Source organism: Sphingopyxis sp. (genome assembly GCF_040216815.1).
Taxonomy (GTDB): Bacteria; Pseudomonadota; Alphaproteobacteria; order Sphingomonadales; family Sphingomonadaceae; genus Sphingopyxis.
Genome location: NZ_JAVJOJ010000004.1, coordinates 359,801 through 382,507 on the forward strand (window position 1 = coordinate 359,801; position 22,707 = coordinate 382,507).

Consider the following 22,707-nt stretch of genomic DNA (forward strand, 5'->3'; position numbering starts at 1 on the left):
GAGTAAAATGATCGATCTGGAGGCGATCCGGACCCTGGCGGACATCCCGGCGGCGCAGGCGCGCGTGCGGGGGCAGGCGACGGCGGTGAAGTTCGGCGACCGGGAAACGAGCTTCGCCGCGCTCGATGCGGCATCGAACCGCGTCGCCCATGCCTTGATCGCCGCCGGCGTCGCGCCGGGCGACCGCATATCGGCGCTCACCAAGAACCATGACAGCTGGTATCCGCTCTTCTTTGGAACGGCGCGCGCGCGCGCCTGTTTCGCGCCGATCAACTGCCGCCTCGCTCCCGCCGAGATCGGCTTCATCCTGGGCGACGCCGCGCCAAAGCTGCTGTTCGTCGGCGAGGATTTCTTCGACAGCGCGCTCGCGGCCATAGAGGGTCTTGCCGAACCGCCGCGGCTGATTGCTCTTTATGGCGCGCATCCGGCGTTCGAGCCGCTCGAAAGCTGGCTGGCGGGGGCGACGGACACGCCGCCCGCCGGCGTCCCGCAGCTCAGCGACGATGTGCTCCAGCTCTATACGAGCGGCACCACCGGGCGGCCGAAGGGCGTCGTGCTCACCAACGCCAATTATCGCACCTTCCTCGAAGCCGCGAGCGAGGTCGACGGCTTTGCCTATGGCGAGGACGAGACGGTGATGATCGTCATGCCGCTGTTCCACGTCGCGGGCACCAATGTCAGCTTTTCGGGGCTGGCGCAGGGCGGGCGGCTGGTGCTCGTCAAGGATTTCGCCGCGGCTGACGCGGTGCGCATGATGCGCGACGAGGACGTGGCACACGCCTTTCTTGCGCCCGCGATGATCCAGATGATGCTGCTTCAGCCGGATGCGGATGCGGGGGGCTTTCCCCAGCTCAAATCCATCGCTTACGGCGCCTCGCCGATCGCCGAGGATGTGCTGCGCCGCGCGCGGGCGACCTTCGGCTGCGATTTCGTGCAATTCTATGGCATGACCGAATCGGCCGGTGGCGGCTCCTACCTGTCGCCCGCCGCACACGACCTGCCGGGCAAGCTTACCTCTTGCGGTCAGCCCTGGCCGGGGGTCGACATGGCGATCCTCGATGGCGAGGGGCGCGCGCTCGGCGATGGCGAGATCGGCGAGATCGCGATCCGCGGCGGCATCGTGATGAAGGGCTATTGGAACCGGGACAAGGCAACCGAGGAGACGCTCGCGGGCGGCTGGCTCCACACCGGCGACGTCGGCTATCGCGATGCCGACGGCTTTTATTATGTCCACGACCGGATCAAGGACATGATCGTGTCGGGCGGCGAGAATGTCTATCCGGCCGAGGTCGAAAGCGCGATCATGGGCTGTCCCGGCGTCGCCGATGTCGCGGTGATCGGCGTCCCCGACGACAAATGGGGCGAGGGCGTGAAGGCGCTGATCGTCGCCGCCGCGGGCGCGACGCCGGATCCCGCCGCCGTGATCGCCTGGGCGCGCGACCGGATCGCGGCCTACAAGGTTCCGAAAAGCATCGAGTTCATCGACGCCCTCCCACGCAACCCGTCGGGCAAGGTGCTTCGCCGCGAATTGCGCGCACCCTATTGGGAAGGGCGCGACCGGGCCGTGGGGTGACGGGCAGCGCGGCGGCAATTTGGGGGTGGCGGCTCGCGATCAGGTAAATAGGGGGCTTTCGATGGACAAGGGGCGGAACAATCGTCCGACCTGTTCCGGCGCGTCGGCTTCCAGTATCGCCCATTGCTCGCCGCGAAGCGGGAGCAGAGCGGCCGTATCGCTCCCGTCGCTGTCCACGCAATAGCGAATCTCGAAATCGGGCGCGAGCGCCGCGTTGAGTGCGAGCAATGTCGTATCGCGGTCCGCCACGCCGTCGGGGTAGCGCACAATCGACATCTTGCCGCGATAGGCAATCTCCAGGTCGGCCGATATGTCGTTGGGCCGATAGCAGGCGGATAGCGCACCGGTCCGCAAGATGCCCTCGCACATGGTGACGATATCGACTTCGTCTTCCCGCCAATCGACCCACAGGATGATGTCGTCGGCATCGGACGCACCGAGAACGTCGTGCAGGAAATGGCGATCGCCATCGTCGAGATAGCGACGGATCAAAGCCATCTTGTCGGATCGATCGACAGGCTCATGAGCCGGCGGGGCGGCGAACTTGTCGAGCGCGCCCGGAAGTCCCAAATACTCGTACCAAGCGTCAAACATCCGTTCGATCTGGGCGATATGAACGGGGTTCCGGGTCACGGGACTTGCCCACCAAGTCATCTCGTCATCGGCGCCGAAGCGATATTGCACGGCTCCGTCAACCAGGCCCACGGCGGCATAGATCGGCTTGTGGGCCCATTGGACATGCGCATGGCTATGGACGACCAGGTCACGGCGATAGCGGCCGTGCGCCTGTCGGAAATCGATGTCGCACGGGTCGGCCTGAAAGCCGATATTTTCGCCGATTCCCTTGAAACCGCCGATGCCGCTTCGGCCCTGCCCGACGGCATTGTTCGCCTTTGCAAAAGCCAGCATGTGGGCCAGCCGCTCGGGCGTGACCGCCCCTGATGCGGTCCCGCTCCAGAGGCGCCCGAACCATCCGCTGATCCGCCTCAACATTCCCATCATTCCCATCATTCCGGCCCCTGAACTTCGGCTGGCGAGCCTGCCCGAGAATGCGTTCTGGGGTCGGTATCCAGCTATCCTCTTCGATCAGCGCTCTATCCTGGTCTGGTAGCGATGAAGCCCTCGCACGCCGACGTCGAACGACCGTTCGATCCGGCACGCGCCGAGCTGCTCTTGCTTGCAGAAGCCGTGCAAGGCCTCCGCAGCGGCTTGGGGCGAAAAGTCCGTTTCAAAATAGGTCTGCCCCGTTTGATCGGAATAAAGGACCATGACCTTGCTGCCACTCCAGTTGCGCATCCGGCAGTCGTCATCGCCCGGCTCGGCATTACGGCACGCCGCCAGCGCGGCCGCCTTCGCCTCTTCCAATGTCCGATAACCTGTGGCCAAAAAGCCCTCATTGCGATCGGTATCCCGCACGGCAGCAGCGTAGCTGCGCCGGACGTTCCTCAAATCTCTGGGGTGGCGCCGGTTGAGGATCGCCTGTGGGTTGAAATCCTCATAAGTGTCGCTGCTCCGGAACATCCCGATCTCGCTGCAGCGTATACGCGCCTTGGCGCATGATTCGGCCATTCTGCGACGCGCTTCCTTTTTGCGGCCGTCGCTCACGATGAACAGGTCACCATATTGGTCTCGCGACACCATGATATAGCCATTGACCTGCCGCATGGTCTTGCAGCCGTCGCCCATGACATCCCGGCAAGCGGTGAAGGCGTCGATATGCGCCCCGCCGGAACTATTATGTCGTGCCGACGCCCATACATCGTTGGCATCGTCGTGCCAGGCCACGGCAGAAAAGTCGTCGCCCGACCCGCTCGGCGCAGTCGACGCGCCGCTCTGGTCGGTGCGCTGGCAGATCGGCGTAGGCGGCGCGCGGGGCCCGGCGCGATGTTCGCCAACGACCACAACGCCGGGGCCTGGACCGGAACAGGGAAAAGTCTGGGCGTGCGCATCGCCGGAATCGATCGCAAAGATGAAAGCGATGAGCAGCGCCAGCGTCGCAATGAAGTTGCGCAAATTCGCAGTGGTAAAGGGACTCTTCACTGCACTTCTTCCCTCGTTTATGGTTGAACCATGGGAGTCGGATGCCGATACCAATACCCAATGGTATAGATTTGACGTTGTGATGTAAGGGAAAATTCTCCCTCGTCCCGCGCCCGGCCGGGCGCAGTACATGCCGCGTTCGATGGCCCGTTCATGGGGGCCATCGACACGATGGGAACTGAGTTCGGATGTTGGCCCTAGAAGCCCAGGTTGCGGAAGGCCACGCGGAACGAGAAGCTATTGCCGCGCCGCGCGTCGCCGGTGTCGGCATAGTCGCGCCGCCAGGTGAGCGCGATCGACAGGCATTCGTCGTCATAGGCGATGCCAAGCCGGTGGCGGATCGGTTCGAAGCCGTCGGCCTGCGCCAGCGGATCGTCGCTGCGGCTGGTCAGGTCGACGATCGCCGATCCGAAGATCGACCAATTGCGCGCCACGGCGACGCGCCCGCCCGCGCGCACTTCCTCGCGGTCCTGCAAATCCTCGCCGAGCAGCAATATGTCGCGGTTGAGCCGCGAATAGCCGAGCACGGCATAGGTCGACCGATTGCCGATCGTCGCGTCGAACTCGTTGCGGCGCACCGCCAGATTATCCTTGTCGAGCCGGAAGCGGTGCGTCAGGCGCAGGAAATCCTTGTAGGCGATCGTCGTCCGCCCAACGATGTCCGACGTGCGGTCGGTCAGCCCGGTGCCGTCGGGAAACAGGCTGGGCTTGTCGGTCAGACGATAGCTTTGCCCGACTATGCTGTTGATATTGAATCCCGGCCGACTGTAATTCCATTCCACGCCATAGGTGATGCGGGCGCCATCCTCGAACCGGTCGTGGCCGTTGAACCGGTTGATCGCGAAAATATTGCTGTCTTCAAGCTCGAAGGCGCGCGAATCCTCGTTCGGAATGTCCAAATTCTTGATCGGCGGCGTCGCGACGAGCTGGACGCGCGGGGTCAGCGTTTGCGTCCCGCCCGCAAATTCGCCGATGAAGGGCCAGCGCATGTCGGCGGCGACCGCCGCGACGCCGCGCGCCTGCCACCCCGACTTGCCGCGATAGCCGGGAATGGCGGTCAGCAGATTTTCATCGCTGTGATAAACGTCGCCGCGCACCAGGGCGGTCAGGACGACTTCCTGACCCAGCGCGGTCAGCCCGCGCAGATTCCACTGCGCCCCGGCAAAGGCGCGCTGCGTATCCTGCCCCGCGGTACGTCCGATCGCGAGTGTGTTGAGCTGAAGCTCGAACTGCCCGCCAAAGATCGGATCGTCGAGCCGCTGCCTATAATCGATGATGGGCAGCGCGATCGGTTGCTGGCCCTGTTCGTCGTTGCGGCGCAGCGTCTGCGTCGCCCATCCCGCAATCGACAGATAGGAGTTGCCCCCGATCCGTTCGAGCTCGAAGGTCGAGCGCAGCCGGTCGTCGCGGCTGATGTCGTAGCGGCGCATGAAGGTGCGATCGGTCGCGATCCGCCCTGAATAGCTGAGGCTCCAGCGCGGATCGAACTGGAACCGGCCCGCGCTTTCCAGATAGCCGCGAAACCGCTTCTGGCGGTCCGGATCCTCGCCGATCAGCGGAACGAGCGAGCCATAGGTAGCGTAGCCGTTGACACGGAACGACCCGATGTCGGTGAGCGCGCGAAACTCGCCCTCCAGCATCGGCGCGGCGTTGGTGTAGAGGTGCGGGGTGATCGTGACGTCGCGGTCGGGCGCGAGGCGGAGATAATAAGGCACCGCAATCTCGAACCCGTTGCTGCGGTCGAGGCGGATTTCGGGCACAAGGATGCCGCTTCCCGCCTCGCGATTCGCGGGATGGCTCAGCCCCGGCAACGGAATCAGCGGCAGGCCGAAAATCTCGACGCGCGCGCCCTTGTAGCGGACCTTGTTCTTCGCCCGGTCGTACATCACCTTGACCGCGCGGATCTGCCAGCTGGGATTTTTGGGGCAACCCGCCTCGTCCTCGACCGGACACGGCGTGTAGGCGGCGTTTTCCAGCTCGATATTGCCATTGTCGAAACGCGTGCCCTTTACCGCGGCGAGGCGCGCGCCGTTGTCGAGCACGACGAGCAGATTATCGATCACCCCGTCGCGCAGGCTGTCGGTCAGCTCGATCCGCTCACCATAGGCGGTGTCGCCTTCGGGATTGCGGATCATCACATTGCCTTCGGCCATGACCTGTCCGGTCGTGCGATTCCATATGACCTTGTCCGCGCGCATCTCGATCGCGTCGCGGTTCATCTGCACATTGCCTTCGGCTGTGACGATATCGGCGTCGCCATCGTAATGGAGGTTGTCGGCAGCGAAACCGATCTGCTGTTCATCCGTGGTGGCGGGAACGTCGGACGGGGCAGGGGGGATGTCGGGCGTTTGCAGGTCGGGTTCGCCGGAGACTGTCTGCGCAGGGCGGGCGCGCGCCTCGTCCTGGGCGAGCACGGGACTCGCGGACAAGGCAAGGCCGCTTGCCGTTGCAAGCCAGAACCGCTGAGCGGACGGCGGCCGATGGAACAAAGCCCAGCTCATTAAATCCCTTTGTTCCAGACCCTGATCGATGCGCACCGGATTGGACCGGCCGCTTTGTTTTTGCAACTCGCAGGCGAAACCCCTATCGGTCCGCCACGTTCCAATCAATCATCGCATAAGAAAGTTAAGGCATGGACATTCAGTTTGTCGCGCAAATCGATGCGTCTGCCGACGTCGTCGCATTCCCGGTCCGCAAGGGCGGGGCCGATGCGCTCGGCGCGCTGCTTGGCGCTGCGGCGGCCCAGGCGCGCTTCGACGGCGCGGCGGGCACGATCGCCGAGACCGCGGCGATCGACGGCGAACAGGCGAAACGCCTGCTGCTCGTCGGTATCGGCGAAGGGTCGGAGCAGGATCTCGAACGCGGCGGCGCGGCGCTGACGGCAAGGCTCCAGACGAGCGGCGCTGCGCAGGTTCATGTCGACTTTGCGAGCGCGGGGCAGAGCGATGCCGACGATGTGCTTGCCTTTGCGATGGGCGCGCGCCTCCGGAACTGGCGCCTCGACACCTATCGTACGCGCCTGGCCGACAAGTCGAAACCCAGCCTTCGTGTCGTGACGATCGCCTCGCCGCACGGCGACCTTTCGGCGCGCTGGGCGGCGAACGAAGCGATTGCCGAGGGGGTTGCGCTGACCCAAACGCTCGTCGCCGAACCGCCGAACATCCTCTATCCCGAAAGCTTCGTCGAACGCTGCCAGCATCTGGCCGACCTCGGCGTCGAACTCGAAGTGCTCGACGAACGCCAGATGAAGGCGCTCGGCATGGGTGCGCTGTTGGGCGTCGCGCAGGGTTCCACCCGTCCGCCGCGGCTGCTTGCGATGCGCTGGAACGGCGGCAATCCGGGCGATGCCCCCGTCGTCTTTATCGGCAAGGGCGTGACCTTTGACACCGGCGGGATCAGCCTGAAGCCGGGGCCGGGCATGGACATGATGAAATGGGACATGGGCGGCGCGGGCGCGGTCGCGGGCGCAATCAAGGCGATTGCGGGCCGAAAGGCGAAGGCGAATGTCGTCGGCGTCGTCGGGCTCGTCGAAAATATGCCCGACGGCAATGCGATGCGCCCTGGCGACATTGTTTCCACCATGTCGGGACAGACCGTTGAGGTGCTCAACACCGACGCCGAGGGCCGCCTCGTCCTCTGCGACGCGATCACTTGGGCGCAAAAAGCCTATGATCCCAAGGTGATCGTTGACCTCGCGACGCTGACCGGCGCGATGGTGATTTCGCTCGGCCATGAATATGCGGGCATCTTCGCCAACGACGACGCGCTTGCCGCCGACCTGCTCGCCGCCGGAGAGGCGTCGAACAATAAATTGTGGCGCTTCCCGCTGTCGCCCGCTTACGACAAGCTGATCGACAGTCCGATCGCCGACATGAAGAACATCGGCCCCCGCGAAGGCGGGTCGATCACCGCGGCGCAGTTTCTGAAACGCTTTGTCGAGGATGGCGTCGCCTGGGCGCATCTGGACATTGCGGGCATGGCGTGGGCCGACAAGGATGGTCCGGTCTATGCCAAGGGCGCGACCGGTTACGGTGTGCGCCTGCTCGACCGCTATATCGCGGCGACGCACGAGGGCTGAAGGCGGGCGGGGCAGGGAGCGTGGCGCGCGTCGATTTCTACCGGCTGACCCGCGACCCCGCCGAACGCGTGCTTCCCGCGCTTGCAGCCCGCATATTGGCGAACGGCGACCGCCTGTTGGTAGTCGCCGCCGCGGCGATGCAGCGCCAGGCGATCGACGCCGCGCTCTGGACGCTTCAGCCCGCGAGCTTCCTGCCGCACGGCCATGCGGGAACCCCCGACGAGGCGATCGAACCGATCCTGATTGCCGGCACGCTCGACGTCTCGCCGCCCAACGGCGCCACGCACCTCGCGCTCGCCGATGGCGAATGGCGCGAAGAGGCGCTGGGATTCGAACGCGTTTTTCTGCTGTTCGACAACAGCCGCATCGACGATGCGCGCGCCACCTGGCGCCGGCTCGCGGCGCAGGAGGATGTCGACAACCGCTTCTGGAAACAGGATGAATCGGGCCGCTGGTCCGAAGGGCCTTAGGCCTTCGCCGCTCTATCCTTGCGATACGGCAAAAGCGCGTCTAGAGGCGCGCGCACCATATAACACAGATACGCAGGAGCTTTCCCATGGCGGTTACACGCACTTTCTCGATCATCAAACCCGACGCCACCCGCCGCAACCTGACCGGCGCGGTCACCAAGATGCTCGAAGACGCCGGCCTCCGCGTCGTCGCGTCGAAGCGCATCCACATGACCCGCGAACAGGCCGAGGGCTTTTATGCGGTTCACAAGGAACGCCCCTTCTTCGGCGAACTGGTCGAATTTATGATCTCGGGCCCCGTCGTCGTTCAGGTACTCGAGGGTGAAGACGCCGTGAAGCGCAACCGCGACGTCATGGGTGCGACCAACCCCGCCGATGCCGCCGAAGGCACGATCCGCAAGACGCACGCCGAAAGCATCGAAGCCAATTCGGTCCACGGTTCGGACAGCGACGAAAATGCGGCGATCGAAATCGCCTATTTCTTCAAGCCTGAAGAGATCGTCGGCTGAGCCTGTCGGCATAACCGAAACAAAGAGGCCGCCGGAGCGATCCGGCGGCCTTTTTTGTCAGAATTCCTCCGCCACGGCCATCAGCCCCGCCAGCTTCTTCGGCGCGATCGACAGCCAGCTCTTGCGCAGCCATTCGGCGATGGCATCCCAGTCGGTGTCGCCGAGGTCGAGGCGGATGCCGATCCAGCCGTCGCCGAAATAGGCGGGCCGGTAATAACGGTCGGGGTCGAGTTCGATGAGCTGCGCCTGCTCGTCGGCGCCGCTGATCTTCACCAGCAGCGCGGTCTTGCCGTCGCCGTGATGATCCTCGGTGAAATAGGCAAATTTCTTGCCCTTCACGATACCGAAACAGGGCATGCCGTGCGACGTCACCTCGTCGCTTTCGGGCAGCGCCAGCGCCAGTTTGCGCACGCGCCCACGCAGATAGCCGGGCGAGCGTTCGCGCATTACAAAGGCGGCCAGCGCGGCGGGGTAAAGCTGATGTTCGGCAAAGCGGACCCGCTCGGCCAGCGATGCCGCGGTATCGCCCGCGACGATCGCGACCGGGGTTTGTGCCAGCACCGGGCCGTCGTCGAGCGCCGGGGTCACGACATGCACGCTGCACCCCCCGAATTTGTCGCCCGCGTCGATCGCGCGCTGATGGGTTTCGAGCCCCTTGTACAGGGGCAGCAGGCTGGGATGTATGTTGAGCATCCGGCCTTCCCAGCGTTCCACGAAATCGTCGGACAATATCCGCATATAACCCGCAAGCGCGACATATTCGGCGTTCGCGCTGCGCAATTGTTCGTCGACCAGCGCGTCGAAGGCGGCGCGTGTCAGCCCCTTGTGCGGGTGCGCCCAGGTTGCGATTCCCTCGGCCTCAGCAATCTTCAGCCCCGGTGCGGCGGGGTCGTTGCTGGCGACGAGGACCAGTTCATAGGGGCAATCGGCAGCCTTTGCGGCATAGAGCAGCGCCGCCATATTGGTGCCGGCGCCGGAGATCAGGACGGCGACCTTGGCCTTCACTTCTCCCCTCCGGCTTGTGGGAGGGGTCGGGGGAGGGCATGTCGAAGAGCAGGGCGTCGAAACAGGCGCTCACCCCACCCCGCCCGCGAGCGGGAGGGGGACTTTACGGCCTTAGCCATTATGCGTGGCGCTCCATGCGCCCATCGCGCTCCACGTCTCGGCGCTGCCCGTCACGGTGCAGCCCTTTTCGCCCGCGGCAATATGGCCGATGCGGAATACCGTTTCGCCCGCGGCTTCCAGCGCCGCTGTAACATGGTCGACATCGCCTTCGGCGACGACCACCGCCATGCCGATCCCGCAGTTGAAGGTGCGCGCCATTTCCTCGGGCTCGATATTGCCCTGCGCCTGCAGAAACGCCATCAGGGGCGGCTGCTCCCACGCATCGGCGTCGATGTGCGCGTGCAGCGCCTTGGGCAGCACGCGCGGGATATTTTCGAGCAGGCCGCCGCCGGTGATATGTGCGAGCGCGTGAACCTTGCCCGTCTTCACCAGCGGGAGCAGGCTTTTTACATAGATGCGCGTCGGCGCCATCAACGCGTCGATCAGCAATATATTCTGGTCGAACAGCGCAGGGCGGTCGAGCTTCCACCCCTTGTCGGCGGCGAGGCGGCGGACGAGCGAAAAACCGTTCGAATGCACACCCGACGAGGCGAGGCCCAGGATCACGTCGCCCGCCGCGACCTTGTCGGCGGTCAGCACCTGGTCGCGCTCGACCGCGCCGACGCAAAAACCCGCGAGATCATAGTCGCCGTCGGAATACATGCCGGGCATTTCGGCGGTCTCGCCGCCGATCAGCGCACATCCGGCCTGCTTGCACCCTTCGGCGATGCTGGCGACGACCGCCGTGGCGACATCGTTGTCGAGCTTGCCCGTCGCATAATAATCAAGGAAAAACAGCGGCTCGGCGCCCTGTACGATCAGGTCGTTCGCGCACATCGCGACAAGGTCGATACCGACGCCCTCATGCTTGCCCGATTCGATCGCAAGTTTCAGCTTGGTGCCGACCCCGTCGTTCGCCGCGACGAGCAGGGGATCGTCGAACCCCGCGGCTTTCAGATCGAAAAAGCCGCCAAATCCGCCAAGGTCGGCGTCGGCGCCGGGGCGGCGTGTCGCGCGGGCGAGCGGGGCGATGGCACGGACCAGCGCATTGCCGGTCTCGATCGATACGCCGGCCTCGGCATAAGTGTAAGAGGCGGGTGAGTTGTGCTTGGAATCCATGGCCAGCGCGACTAACGACTCTGGCCACGAAATGCCATGATTTCCTTGTCGGCGACATTGCCTTTGGCGTAGTGCATGCTTGAATCGTCATCCCGGCGAAGGTCGGGATCTCGACATCGCGCCAAAATGCGGCGATGAGATTCCGGTCTTCGCCGGAATGACGAAAGAAGATTTGTCGTCGTGAGATTGGGAACGAAGCGTAAATACTATATGATTTCGGCTGCTTTTCCCCGTTTCACGCCCCGGCCGACCCTTGATGCCATTCGCCCGCGCGACTGGCGCTGGGTGGCGCTCGTCGGCTTTTTCTTCGCGATTTTACTCGCAGGGATCGTCGATGGACAGATTGCGAGCGGCAATCGCGGCATCACCCCGATCAATTCCAGCGGCGATTTTCTGGCGAGCGGCATCCGCGTCGACGTGACCGGCGACAACGCCGACGATGCGCGCACAAAAGGTTGGCGAGAGGCGCAGCGGCAGGGCTGGGCGCAACTCTATCGCCGCCTCAACGGCACCGACGGGCCCGCGCTCGGCGATTCGGTGCTCGATGGCATCGTCACCGCGATCGTCGTCGAGGAAGAACAGATCGGGCCGCGCCGCTACGTCGCGCGGCTCGGCGTTCAGTTCGACCGCGTCCGCGCCGGACAGATACTGGGTGTCAGTGGCCGTACGCTGCGTTCGCCGCCGCTGCTCGTCATCCCCGTCTATTCGGTCGACGGCGTCCAGCAGGTGTTCGAACAGCGCAGCGCGTGGCAGCGCGCCTGGGCCGAATATAATACCGGACAAAGCGCGATCGATTATGTCCGCACCGCGGGCACCGGCGCCGACACGCTGCTGCTCAATTCGGGGCAGATCGGACGGCGCGGCCGCGTGTGGTGGCGCGTCATCCTCGACCAATATGGCGCCGCCGATGTGCTGATCCCGATCGCGCGCATCGAATATGCCTATCCCGGCGGACCGATTCGCGGCCATTTCACCGCGCGGTTCGGGCCAGACAACAAATATATCGCCAGCTTTGCCATGACGGGCCCCAGCCCGGCGGCGCTGCCCGACATGATGGAAAAAGCGGTCGCGCGCATGGACCGCATCTATACCGAGGCGCTGGAATCGGGCGTGCTGCGCACCGACACCTATCTTGTCCTCGAAAAGCCCATCGAGCGTGACGACCTGCCCGAAGAAGCGGCGGCGGGCGACGACGATGCGCTGCCCGCAGAAGTGGACGGCAGCGTCCCCGTGACGCCGCCCGCAGGGGTGCAGAGCTTTACCGTCCAATATAGTTCACCTGACGTCGAATCGGTCACGGCGACCGAACGCGCCGTGGCGGCCGTGGCGGGGGTGCAGTCGGCGTCGACCACCAGCCTCGCGCTCGGCGGGACGTCGGTGATGCGCGTGACCTTCCGCGGCGACCTGTCGGCGCTGCGCGCGGCGCTCGCGGCGCGTGGCTTCACCGTGCAGGAAGGCGGCGGCCAGCTCCGGATCAGCCGCTGATGAGGCGCGCCGGATCAGGCCAGATCGCCCTGCCGCTCGACTGGAGCGCGGGCGGAGCGAACGACGGCCCGCTCATCGTCGGCACCAGCAATGCCGATGCCGTGCGCTATCTGCGCCATGTTTCGACCTGGCCGGTGCGCACCGCCGTGCTCACCGGGCCGCGCGGTTCGGGGCGCAGCCTGATGGGGCGCCTGTTCGCGGCGGACACCGGCGGGCGGGTCATCGACGGTCCCGGCAGTGTGAGCGAAGAGGAGCTGTTTCACGCCTGGAACGCGGCGCAGGCCAGCGGCACGCCGCTGCTCGTCATCGCCGACGCGCCGCCCGCTGAATGGAACGTGGCCTTGCCTGACCTTCGCTCGCGCCTTGCGGCCGTGCCGGTGCTGACGATCGGCGATCCTGACGATTGCCTTGCGCGCGATCTGATCGAGGCGCTTTTCGCGCGGCGCGGCATGGCCTTGGCGCCGGGCGTCGCCTCCTATATCGTGCCGCGAATGGAACGCAGCTATGCGATGATCCACCGTGTCGTGGCGGCACTCGATGCGGCATCGCTGGAAAAGGGCGGAGGAATCGGCCTGCGTCTTACGCGTGAAACATTATTGTCACAGGGGCTCATCGATCCCGATTTGCTCGAAAGACAGGATGTTTCATGTCGATGACCGGTCAGCCGCTTCGCGCCGACAATGACCCCGTGGCCGCCCCGCCGCCGCCAAGCTTTGGCTCTGAACGCTTTTTCAACCGCGAACTGTCGTGGCTCGCGTTCAACCGGCGGGTGATGGAGGAAGCGCGCAATCCCGCGCATCCCCTGCTCGAACGGCTGCGTTTCCTGTCGATTTCGGGAAGCAATCTCGACGAATTTTTCATGGTCCGCGTCGCGGGACTGAAAGGGCAGCAGCTTCAGGGCATCGACGATCCCTCGGCCGACGGTCGCTCGCCGGGACAGCAACTGGCCGAGATCGAGGCCGAGGTTCACCGCCTTGTCGATCAGCAGCAGAGCGAATGGCAGCGGCTCCATCGCCAGCTCGCCGAACAGGGCATCGTCGTTCATGGCGCGGGGTCGGACAAGGAAGCGTTGCGCGCCAGCCTGCGCCAATATTTCATCGACCAGATTTTTCCGATTCTGACGCCGCAAGCGCTCGATCCCGCGCATCCCTTTCCCTTCATTCCCAACCGGGGACTCGGCGTCATCTTCGACCTTCAGCGCCGGGCCAGCGGCGATACGGTGCGCGAATTGGTGATGATTCCCGCGTCGCTGCCGCGTTTTGTCCCGGTACCGGGGGAAGCGAGCGGCTTTGTCCCGATCGAATATCTGATCGAATTGTTCGGCGACCTTCTGTTTCCGGGCTTCGTCATCCGGTCATTGGGCGTGTTCCGCATCATCCGCGACAGCGACATCGAGCTGGAGGAAGAGGCCGAGGATCTGGTGCGCCTGTTCCGCACCGCGATCCGCCGCCGCCGGCGCGGCCGCGTGATCCTGATGGAGCTGGAGGCCGACATGCCGGCCGAAATCGCTGCCGTCCTGAACGCCGATATTCAGGGGCACGAGGCGATCGTTGCCAAGATAGGCGGTTTCATCGGGCTCGCGGCGCTGTCGGCGCTCGTTGACGTCGATCGCCCCGACCTGAAATTCCCGGCCTATTCGCCTCGTTTTCCCGAACGTATCCGCGAACATGGGGGCGATTGTTTCGCCGCGATCCGGTCGAAGGACATCGTCGTCCATCACCCCTATGAAAGCTTCGACGTCGTCCTTTCCTTTTTGCGGCAGGCGGCGGCCGATCCCGACGTCGTCGCGATCAAGCAGACGCTCTATCGCGCCGGCAACCAGTCGCCGGTCATCCGCGCACTGATCGAGGCGGCGGAGGCGGGCAAGTCGGTCACGGCGGTTGTCGAACTCAAGGCGCGTTTCGACGAAGAGCAGAATCTGCTCTGGGCGAACCAGCTCGAACGCGCCGGGGTGCAGGTCGTCTACGGCTTCATCGAATGGAAAACGCACGCCAAGATTTCGATGGTCGTCCGGCGCGAAGGGCAGGGGTATCGGACCTATTGCCACTTCGGCACCGGCAACTACCACCCCGTTACCGCGCGCATATATACCGATTTGAGCTTCTTCACCGCCGATCCGCGCGCGGGGCGCGATGCGGCGCAGCTGTTCAACTATATCACCGGCTATGTCGAACCCGAACGGCTCGACCTCATCACCATGTCGCCGCTCAATATGCGCCAGCATCTTTGCGAGCTGATCGACGCTGAAATCGCCGCGGCAAAGGCCGGGCGTCCGTCGGGCGTCTGGGCCAAGATGAACAGCATCGTCGACCCCGACATCATCGACAAGCTTTACGAAGCGAGCGCGGCGGGTGTACCGATCGAACTGATCGTGCGCGGCATCTGCTGCCTGCGCCCGGGTGTTCGCGGCCTGTCCGACACCATCCGCGTCAAGTCCGTGGTCGGTCGCTTTCTCGAGCACAGCCGTGTCTGGGCCTTTGCCAATGGCGCGCCGCTACCCAATCGGGGCGCGCGGCTCTACATCAGCAGCGCCGACTGGATGCCGCGCAATTTCGACCGCCGCGTCGAATATATGATCCCGATCGAAAACCCGACCGTCCACGACCAGATTCTCGATCAGGTGCTCGTCGCCAATCTGATCGACAATGAACAAAGCTGGATCCTGCAACCCGACGGCACCTCGGTGCGCGTCGATCCGGGCGACAAGCCCTTTAACCTGCACCATTATTTCATGAACAATCCGTCGCTTTCGGGCCGCGGTACGGCGCTTCATCAGCGGCAGGACGTTCCGACGCTTGCCTATGATCTGCGCGAAGATTGAGAAGTTGCGCTTGCCCTTGCTGCGATCCGCCAAACAGACAATCCACCGTTCCGCCGTCATCGATATCGGTTCCAACTCGGTCCGCCTCGTTGTCTATGAAGGGCCGGCGCGCGCGCCCGCGGTGATCTTCAACGAAAAGGTCGCGGCGGGGCTCGGCCGCGGGCTGGCGATCGACGGCCGGATTGCAGAGGCCGATGCCGAACGCGGGCTGACCGCGCTGCGCCGTTATGCGCTGCTCGCGCAGCATATGGATGTGACGAATCTGGTCTGCGTCGCCACTGCGGCTGTGCGCGATGCCGCAAATGGTCCCGCCTTTATCGCCGCTGCGGCAGAGGCGGGGCTCGCAATCCGCCTCCTGTCGGGCGAGGAAGAGGCCGAAGCGGCGGGCTATGGCGTCCTGTCCGCCATCCCGGAAGCGCGCGGCATCGCCGTCGACCTTGGCGGCGGCAGTCTCGAGCTCGCGGAGGTTGCGGATGGCGCGGTCGGCCGCCGCGCCTCCTTTCCGCTCGGTGTGCTGCGCCTGCCTGCGCTGCGCCGCGACGGACAGCAGGCGTTCGAGCGCACGGTGCGCAAGATGCTGCGTGACGCGGGCTGGCCGGGGGGCATGGCGGGACTGCCGCTCTATCTTGTCGGCGGATCGTGGCGCGCGCTGTCGCGCCTCGACCTGGAACTGACCAACGACCCGCTGGCAGTGCTCGACCAGCATACCTTTCCGCGCACCGCGCTGCGCCGGCTGGCGCGCGCGACCAAGCGGCTGAGTTTCGACGAATTGCGCGCGATCCCTGGCATGGCGTCGAACCGTGCCGCAACCCTGCCCGACGCGGCGGCTCTGCTGGCGGCGCTCGCCAACATCATCGACGTGCCCGAAATGACCGTCTCGTCGTCTGGACTGCGCGAGGGGCTGCTTTACCAGGCGCTCGACGCCGCGACGCGCGCACAGGACCCGCTGATCGTCGCGGCGGAGTTCGAGGGGCGGCGCCTCGCGCGCTTTGCGCCGCACGGCCGCGCGATCACCGAATGGATCGCCCCGCTCTTTGTCGGCGAAGCGGCCGCCGACAGCCGCGTCCGTCTTGCCGCGAGCCTGCTCAGTGACGTCGCATGGTCGGCCAACCCCGATTTCCGCGCCGAACGCGGAATGGAGATCGGACTGCACGGCAACTGGCGCGGGATCGATATTCCGGGGCGCATTCTGCTCGCCCGCGCGCTCCACGCCGGGTTCGGCGGGGCCGACGGTGACTTTCCCGCGATGGGTACGCTGGTCAGTGCCGAACGGCTGGCGCGCGCACGGCAATGGGGGCTGGCGATCCGGCTCGCGCAGCGGCTGACGGGAGGGGTCGAAGCGCCGCTGAAGGCCAGCAGCATTGCGCTTGACGACGGCCGGCTGTGTCTTCGACTCAATCCCGGCTGGCATCACCTTGGCGGCGAATCGGTGGAACGCCGCCTGCGCTCGCTCGCGCAGGCGTTGGGCGCCAAGCCCGAACTGATGCTGCTTTAGGACCCTGACTTCAACCTTCGTCGGCAGCCGCGGCAGCCGCGTCGATTTCGCTCATCAGCAGCTTGCCGTTCTTTACGGCGAAGCCCATCCGGCCCTCGACCAGATCGAGCGCCGCGTGGCCGAACACATCGTAGCGCCAGCCTTCCATCATCGCGATGCCCTTGCGCGTTCCGGCAGCCAGCGCCTCCAGATCGTCGCTGCGCGCAATCAGCCGCGCGGCGACATTGAGCTCGCGCGCGCGGATTTTCAGAAGCAGTTTCAAGAGGTCGGCGACGAGCGCGCCTTCCTTGCCGAGGCCCGGCCCGCGCGGGGCACGGTCGGGCATATCGTCCTTGCCGAGCGGCTTGGCATTCGTCAGCGCTTCCATCAGCCGTGCGCCGATGTCATTGCCCTTCCACGTCGCCGACAGGCCGCGGACGCGGCCCAGACCATCCTGATCCTTCGGCGGGTGCGCCGCAAGGTCGGCGAGCGTTTCGTCCTTGACGATGCGGCCGCGCGGCAGGTTTTTCGTCCGTGCCTCGCGCTCGCGCCAGGCGGCGAGCGCGCGGAGGCGGCCGAGCACGTCGGGTTTGCGCGACGGGATCTTGATCCGCTGCCACGCCCTGTCGGGATCGATACTGTAATTGGCGGGGTCGGCGAGCTTTTCCATTTCCTCGTCGAGCCAATGGCCGCGTCCGGTCTTGACCAGCTTGTCGAGCATCATCGGGAATATCTCGGCGAGGTGCGTGACGTCGCCGATCGCATAGTCGATCTGCCGCTTGTCGAGCGGGCGGCGGCTCCAGTCGGTGAAGCGTGCGCCCTTGTCGAGCTGTACGCCCAGCCACGCTTCGACCAGGTTCGAATAGCCGACCTGTTCGGCCTGACCGAGTGCCATCTGCCCGATCTGCGTGTCGAAAATAGGGTGCGGCGTCTTGCCGGTCAGGTTGAAGATGATTTCGACGTCCTGCCCGCCCGCGTGAAAGACCTTCAGCATATCCTCCTTGTCGACAAGCAGGTCGAGCAGGGGTTTAAGGTCGATGCCCGACGCCATCGGATCGATCGCGGCGGCGTGGTCGCTGTCGGCGACCTGGATCAGGCACAGCTCGGGCCAGAAGGTGTTTTCGCGCATGAATTCGGTATCGACAGCGATGAAATCGCTGTCCTTGATCAGATCGCAGAATTCAATGAGCGCGCTGTTGGTATCGATCAACGGATGGACTTGCATAGCGCGCCTATACAGCTAGTTGGAACCAACGGGCAGGAAAAATTACCGGATACCTGATCGTCGCTCTTCGGGTCGCGGAGCCGGAACACCGGCCAAATGGAAAACGAAGGGGTTTGGGGCAATGACGTGGCTTGGTTGGGCGCTGGCCGCGCTCGCGTGTCTGCTGCTGTTCGGGCAATATATGGCCGGGCAGTCGGACGTTTTCGTGTCGATCGCCAATCCGCGGCCGCTCGACGAGGATTCGATGGTCGTGACGTTGAAGGGCTGGGGATTCGCCACCCACGCGGCACAGCCCTTCATCGCCCCCGAATCCGACCATGGCCTGTCCGACGTGCGCGTCTTTTCGACGCGGCGGCAGATGCTCGTGTCGATTGCCAGCTTTGGCCTTTTGCGTCCCGTTACCGTCGCGTGGCGCGCGCACGCCGGGGTTCAACCCTTGGGGGACGCCTGATGCCGATCGTGCAATTGGGCAGCGAGGGCCGTTGGCGTAACTATCACGGCACCGGCACTTGCGAGGCTGCGACGCGCTTTGCGCTGCGGGCGGGCGATGCGCCGCGCGGGCGCGACGAGCTGGCGGCGGCTGCGCGCGCGGTGCAGGTCTGGCTGGCGGATGCGGCGGCCGCGGGACGCCGCGTACGGCCGCTCGGCGCGGGATGGTCCCCGTCGAACATCAATATCGCCTCCGAAAGCTGGCTGCTCCACACACGTCGTTTCAACCGCTGCTTCCGCATCGCCGCCGACGACGTGCGGCCCGGCCTCGATGCGGCCGCGCTGATGCTGGTCGAGGCGGGCGCGCTTGTGGATGAGGTGTCCGACAAGCTTGAGGCGCAGGGCCGCTCGCTGTGGACCAGCGGGGCGGGCAATGGACAAACCTTTGCCGGTGCCGCCGCGACGGGGACGCATGGCTCGATGATCGCGCATGGCGGTATTCAGGACCATATCCGCGCCCTGCAGATCGTGACCCCGGCGGGCATTTTCTGGATCGAGCCCGCCGCGGGCGTGATGAGCGACGCGTTCATCGCCGCGACCGGATCGGTGCCGCTTCGCGACGACGAGCTTTTTGCCGCGGCGCAGCTTCCCGTCGGCGCGCTGGGTATCGTCACCGCGCTGGTCGTCGACAGCGTGCCGCGCTTCCTCATCCGCCCGATCCAGAATCTGAGGACGGTCGATCGCGCTGCGCTCGCCTGGCTCGCGGTGGGCGATTTTCGCCGCTTCTCGGCCGCCTATGCGCTCGATCGCGATCCCGATTTCGTTCAGATGATCGTCAACCCCTATAAGCCTTTCAAGCGCCCGGCGATGCTGCGTTTCCTGTATCGCGAACCGTGGCGCGACGATTATCCGCGCGCGACGCCGGGACAGCTCGGGGCTGGCTATGACGCGCTCAGCCTGCTCGGGCGGCTGCTCAACGATTATCCCTGGGCGCGCGGCGCGCTGCTGCAATATGCGATGAAGCTTGGCTATGCGTCGGGCCCCGACGTGGATGATCCGCCCGTCTATGGCAGCTGGGGGGAGGGACTCGACACGCACCGCCCGCTCGCCGACCTGTTCAACGCTTCGGTCACGATCGACCGCGCCGACCTTGCGCGCGCGTTCGAGCTGATCTGCGCGGTGTACGCGCGCCATGGCGGCTCGACGGTCGTGACGCTGCGCTTCATGCGCCGTGCTGGCGGGTTGCTCGCCCCTGCGCGTTTTGCGCACAATGCGGTGATCGACTTCGACGGACCGCGCAGCCGCCGCACGGCCGAGGCCTATGCGCGCGTCGTCGACCGGCTCGATGCCGAGGGAGTCGCTTTCACGCGCCATTGGGGGAAAAGCTGCAACCTCGACGCCGCGCGCGTCGCCGCCGATTATGGCGAGGATTTCCGCCGCTGGTGCCGCGCGCGCGACCGGCTGCTCCCCGATCCTGCACACCGGACGCTGTTCCGCAGCGCGGTGCTCGACGGCCTGGGGCTCACCTGTCCATAGGGACAAGCCTTGACAAATCCCGCCCGGCCCTGCCTTAGGCGCGGCCATAATCACTTTAAATGTGATGCCTCCAATCTTCGAAAGACCAAGAAATGCACGCCTATCGCACCCATCATTGCGGCCAGCTTCGCAGCCAGGACGTCGGCCAGACGGTCCGCCTGTCGGGCTGGGTCCATCGCAAGCGCGACCATGGCGGGCTGCTCTTCGTCGACCTGCGCGATCATTATGGATTGACGCAGATCGTCGCGGATTCGAGCGACGCCACCTTCGCGACGCTCGATGGCCTCCGCGCCGAGAGTGTCGTCACGATCACGGGCGAGGTTGTTGCGCGTTCGGCCGAGACGGTGAACGCCAATCTTCCGACCGGGGAGGTCGAAGTCCGCGCGCGCGAGGTGGCGGTGCAATCGGCGGCGGCCGAGCTGCCGCTCCCCGTTGCGGGCGAACAGGAATATCCCGAGGACATCCGCCTCAAATATCGTTTCCTCGACCTCCGCCGCGAGCGGTTACACGCGAATATCCTGCTGCGGTCGAAGGTGATCGCCTCGCTCCGCCGCCGCATGGTGGAGCAGGGCTTTACCGAATATCAGACGCCGATCCTCACGGCCTCGTCGCCGGAGGGCGCGCGCGACTATCTGGTGCCGAGCCGCGTCCACCCCGGCAAATTTTATGCGCTGCCGCAGGCGCCGCAGATGTTCAAGCAACTGCTGATGGTCGCAGGCTTCGACCGCTATTTCCAGATCGCGCCCTGCTTCCGCGACGAAGATGCGCGCGCCGACCGTTCCCCCGGCGAATTTTACCAGCTCGATTTCGAGATGAGCTTCGTCACGCAGGACGATGTGTTTGGCGCGATCGAACCCGTGCTCGCGGGCGTGTTCGAGGAGTTCGCGAACGGCAAGTCGGTGACGCCGGCGGGCAGCTTCCCGCGTATCCCCTACCGCGAATCGATGTTGAAATATGGCAATGACAAGCCCGACCTTCGCAACCCGCTGATCATCAGCGATGTGTCGTCGCATTTTGAAGGGTCGGGCTTCGGCCGCTTTGCCGACATCGTCGCGGCGGGCGATGTTGTGCGCGCCATCCCGGCGCCAAACACGGCGGAGAAGAGCCGCAAATTCTTTGACGACTTGAACAGCTGGGCGCAGGGCGAAGGCTTTGCCGGCCTTGGCTATGCGACGCGCAAGGGCGGCGAATGGGGCGGCCCGATTGCCAAGAATCATGGGGCGGACAAGATGGACGCGCTCGCTGCCGAACTCGGCCTCGGTCCCGACGACGGGCTGTTCTTTGCCGCGGGCAAGGAAGCGCAGGCGGCGAAACTCGCGGGCCTCGCGCGCACGCGCGTCGGCGAACAGCTCGACCTCATCGATGCCAACCGTTTCGAAATGTGCTGGATCGTCGACTTCCCGATGTTCGAACTCGACGAGGAAACGGGCAAGATCGACTTCAGCCACAACCCCTTCTCGATGCCGCAGGGCGAGCTGGAAGCGCTGGAAAGCAAAGACCCGCTCGACATTCTTGCGTGGCAATATGACATTGTGTGCAACGGCGTCGAACTGTCCTCCGGCGCGATCCGGAACCACCGCCCTGACATCATGTACAAGGCGTTCGAGATTGCGGGTTACAGCCAGGCCGACGTCGACGCCAATTTTGCAGGCATGATCAACGCCTTCAAATATGGCGCGCCGCCGCACGGGGGTTCGGCGCCGGGGGTCGATCGCATCGTCATGCTCCTCGCCGACGAACCCAATATCCGCGAAGTCGTCGTTTTCCCGATGAACCAGAAGGCCGAAGACCTGATGATGGGTGCCCCGGCACCGGTCAGCGAAAGGCAGCTGAAGGAACTCGGCATTCGTATCGTCGACGGTCCCAAGAGCTAAGGCGTTGAAGCGCCCATATTCCTCTCTTGCCCGGGATGACGATTAAATGAGCGAGCCCCGCGAGCATCGGCTCCAAACGCCGGATGGCGACATCTGCTGGTTCGAATGGGGCGAACGCGGCGAGGGGGCTTCGCTGCTCCTGCTTCACGCCACCGGTTTTCACGCGCGTCTTTGGGACCGGGTCGTCGCCGCGCTGCCCGCCGGAACGCATGTCATCGCGCCCGATCACCGCGGTCATGGGCGGAGTTTTCGCCCGGCAACCCTCGCCAATTGGGCGGCCACTGCCGACGCGCTGCTGCCACTGCTCGACGGGCTCGGCGGACATCCGCTGGTCGGTTGCGGACACAGCATGGGCGCGTATGCGTTGACGCGCCTCGCGTCGCAGCGCCCGGCGGCCTTCGGGCATCTTGTGCTGATCGACCCGGTAATCATGGACCCGGCCCTGTATGACAGCGAAAACGCAGGACCCATTCCCGATCCGGCCGATCACCCGGTCGCGCGCCGCCGTAACCGGTGGGCGAGCCCCGAAGAAATGCGCGCGCGGTTCGCCGACCGACCGCCCTACGCACGCTGGGACCCGCATGTCCTCGCCGATTATTGCACCCATGGCCTGCTTTCTGCGGCCGACGGCGACGGGCTCGAACTCGCATGCCCGCCGATGATCGAGGCGTCGGTCTATCAGAATGCGCTGCGGACCAATCCGCATGAATGGCTGCATTATCTCGCGGTCCCTTCGACCCTTATCCGCGCGCCGACCGGCGAGCGGAGCAGCGCGCTCGATTTTTCGCTGAGCCCGACCTGGGCCGGCCTTGGCGCAGCGCTGGGCGCCGAGCGCGACGAATTGTGGGCCGAACACAGCCATTTCATCCCGATGGAAAATCCGTCGCGTGTGGCGGCGTTGCTCGCCGACTATCTCCGGCAGGCGGCGCTCGTCTGATCACACGCGCGCTGTCCCATAAAATGACAGCGG

At 65.1% G+C, this 22,707-nt stretch carries 19 protein-coding genes; 13 read left to right on the top strand and 6 right to left on the bottom strand.

Features of this window, described 5'->3' with window-relative positions; genetic code table 11:
* Positions 1-7: 7 nt before the first annotated feature.
* Positions 8-1,573 (top strand): long-chain-fatty-acid--CoA ligase, encoded by a 1,566-nt coding sequence (locus RIA72_RS05550; protein ID WP_350031326.1) that lies wholly within the window; start codon positions 8-10, stop codon positions 1,571-1,573.
* 39 nt (positions 1,574-1,612) lie between these two features.
* Here RIA72_RS05550 and RIA72_RS05555 read toward each other — a convergent pair whose 3' ends face one another.
* On the bottom strand, positions 1,613-2,071 hold the full coding sequence (locus RIA72_RS05555; protein WP_350031327.1) for a hypothetical protein: 459 nt from the start codon (positions 2,069-2,071) through the stop codon (positions 1,613-1,615).
* Here RIA72_RS05555 and RIA72_RS05560 point away from each other — a divergent pair.
* Positions 2,030-2,515 (top strand): hypothetical protein, encoded by a 486-nt coding sequence (locus tag RIA72_RS05560; protein ID WP_350031328.1) that lies wholly within the window; start codon positions 2,030-2,032, stop codon positions 2,513-2,515. The two genes, RIA72_RS05555 and RIA72_RS05560, sit on opposite strands and share 42 nt — an antisense overlap.
* A 144-nt stretch (positions 2,516-2,659) precedes the next feature.
* Here the strand turns inward: RIA72_RS05560 and RIA72_RS05565 are convergent, their stop codons facing one another.
* Positions 2,660-3,667, bottom strand: coding sequence for a DUF4189 domain-containing protein (locus RIA72_RS05565; RefSeq protein ID WP_350031329.1), 1,008 nt, complete (start codon positions 3,665-3,667; stop codon positions 2,660-2,662).
* Positions 3,668-3,810: 143 nt separating this feature from the next.
* Positions 3,811-6,114, bottom strand: coding sequence for an LPS-assembly protein LptD (locus RIA72_RS05570; protein ID WP_350031330.1), 2,304 nt, complete (start codon positions 6,112-6,114; stop codon positions 3,811-3,813).
* A 131-nt stretch (positions 6,115-6,245) separates the two neighbouring features.
* Here RIA72_RS05570 and RIA72_RS05575 point away from each other — a divergent pair, with 131 nt between their 5' ends.
* The 3 genes from RIA72_RS05575 to ndk all read left to right on the top strand — a co-directional run bounded on the left by RIA72_RS05575 (position 6,246) and on the right by ndk (position 8,670).
* Positions 6,246-7,691, top strand: coding sequence for a leucyl aminopeptidase (locus tag RIA72_RS05575; RefSeq protein ID WP_350031331.1), 1,446 nt, complete (start codon positions 6,246-6,248; stop codon positions 7,689-7,691).
* Positions 7,692-7,711: 20 nt separating this feature from the next.
* Positions 7,712-8,161: a DNA polymerase III subunit chi gene (locus RIA72_RS05580; protein WP_350031332.1), complete on the top strand. Its 450-nt coding sequence runs from the start codon at positions 7,712-7,714 to the stop codon at positions 8,159-8,161.
* An 86-nt stretch (positions 8,162-8,247) separates the two neighbouring features.
* A complete protein-coding gene (gene ndk, locus RIA72_RS05585; protein ID WP_350031333.1) occupies positions 8,248-8,670 on the top strand; it encodes a nucleoside-diphosphate kinase in 423 nt (140 codons plus the stop codon).
* 57 nt (positions 8,671-8,727) lie between these two features.
* Here the strand turns inward: ndk and purN are convergent, their stop codons facing one another.
* A complete protein-coding gene (gene purN / locus RIA72_RS05590; protein ID WP_350031334.1) occupies positions 8,728-9,675 on the bottom strand; it encodes a phosphoribosylglycinamide formyltransferase in 948 nt (315 codons plus the stop codon).
* A gap of 111 nt (positions 9,676-9,786) precedes the next feature.
* Positions 9,787-10,893, bottom strand: coding sequence for a phosphoribosylformylglycinamidine cyclo-ligase (purM, locus tag RIA72_RS05595; protein WP_350031335.1), 1,107 nt, complete (start codon positions 10,891-10,893; stop codon positions 9,787-9,789).
* Positions 10,894-11,103: 210 nt separating this feature from the next.
* Here purM and RIA72_RS05600 point away from each other — a divergent pair, with 210 nt between their 5' ends.
* The 4 genes from RIA72_RS05600 to RIA72_RS05615 are packed head-to-tail and all read left to right on the top strand — an operon-like array spanning position 11,104 to position 16,694.
* Positions 11,104-12,378, top strand: a complete 1,275-nt coding sequence (locus RIA72_RS05600) for a heavy-metal-associated domain-containing protein (RefSeq protein WP_350031336.1) — start codon at positions 11,104-11,106, stop codon at positions 12,376-12,378.
* Positions 12,378-13,034 (top strand): P-loop NTPase family protein, encoded by a 657-nt coding sequence (locus RIA72_RS05605; protein WP_350031337.1) that lies wholly within the window; start codon positions 12,378-12,380, stop codon positions 13,032-13,034. The genes RIA72_RS05600 and RIA72_RS05605 overlap by 1 nt, the downstream gene beginning before the upstream one ends.
* A complete protein-coding gene (locus RIA72_RS05610) occupies positions 13,025-15,199 on the top strand; it encodes an RNA degradosome polyphosphate kinase (RefSeq protein ID WP_350031338.1) in 2,175 nt (724 codons plus the stop codon). The genes RIA72_RS05605 and RIA72_RS05610 overlap by 10 nt, the downstream gene beginning before the upstream one ends.
* Positions 15,180-16,694 carry a Ppx/GppA family phosphatase gene (locus RIA72_RS05615; protein ID WP_502957944.1) on the top strand — a complete coding sequence of 505 codons (1,515 nt, stop codon included), beginning with the start codon at positions 15,180-15,182 and terminating at the stop codon, positions 16,692-16,694. Before RIA72_RS05610 ends, RIA72_RS05615 begins: the two co-directional genes overlap by 20 nt.
* 10 nt (positions 16,695-16,704) lie before the next feature.
* Here RIA72_RS05615 and rnd read toward each other — a convergent pair whose 3' ends face one another.
* On the bottom strand, positions 16,705-17,898 hold the full coding sequence (rnd, locus tag RIA72_RS05620) for a ribonuclease D (protein WP_350031340.1): 1,194 nt from the start codon (positions 17,896-17,898) through the stop codon (positions 16,705-16,707).
* Between the two features lie 121 nt (positions 17,899-18,019).
* Between rnd and RIA72_RS05625 the strand changes: the two genes are divergently transcribed.
* The 4 genes from RIA72_RS05625 to RIA72_RS05640 all read left to right on the top strand — a co-directional run bounded on the left by RIA72_RS05625 (position 18,020) and on the right by RIA72_RS05640 (position 22,674).
* Complete coding sequence (locus tag RIA72_RS05625; RefSeq protein ID WP_350031341.1) at positions 18,020-18,349, top strand: hypothetical protein; 330 nt, start codon at positions 18,020-18,022, stop codon at positions 18,347-18,349.
* Complete coding sequence (locus tag RIA72_RS05630) at positions 18,349-19,863, top strand: FAD-binding protein (protein ID WP_350031342.1); 1,515 nt, start codon at positions 18,349-18,351, stop codon at positions 19,861-19,863. The genes RIA72_RS05625 and RIA72_RS05630 overlap by 1 nt, the downstream gene beginning before the upstream one ends.
* 92 nt (positions 19,864-19,955) lie before the next feature.
* The gene (gene aspS, locus RIA72_RS05635) at positions 19,956-21,737 is read left to right on the top strand and encodes an aspartate--tRNA ligase (protein WP_350031343.1); all 1,782 of its coding nucleotides are present in this window, start codon (positions 19,956-19,958) and stop codon (positions 21,735-21,737) included.
* Between the two features lie 46 nt (positions 21,738-21,783).
* Positions 21,784-22,674: an alpha/beta fold hydrolase gene (locus tag RIA72_RS05640; protein WP_350031344.1), complete on the top strand. Its 891-nt coding sequence runs from the start codon at positions 21,784-21,786 to the stop codon at positions 22,672-22,674.
* Positions 22,675-22,707: the final 33 nt, after the last annotated feature.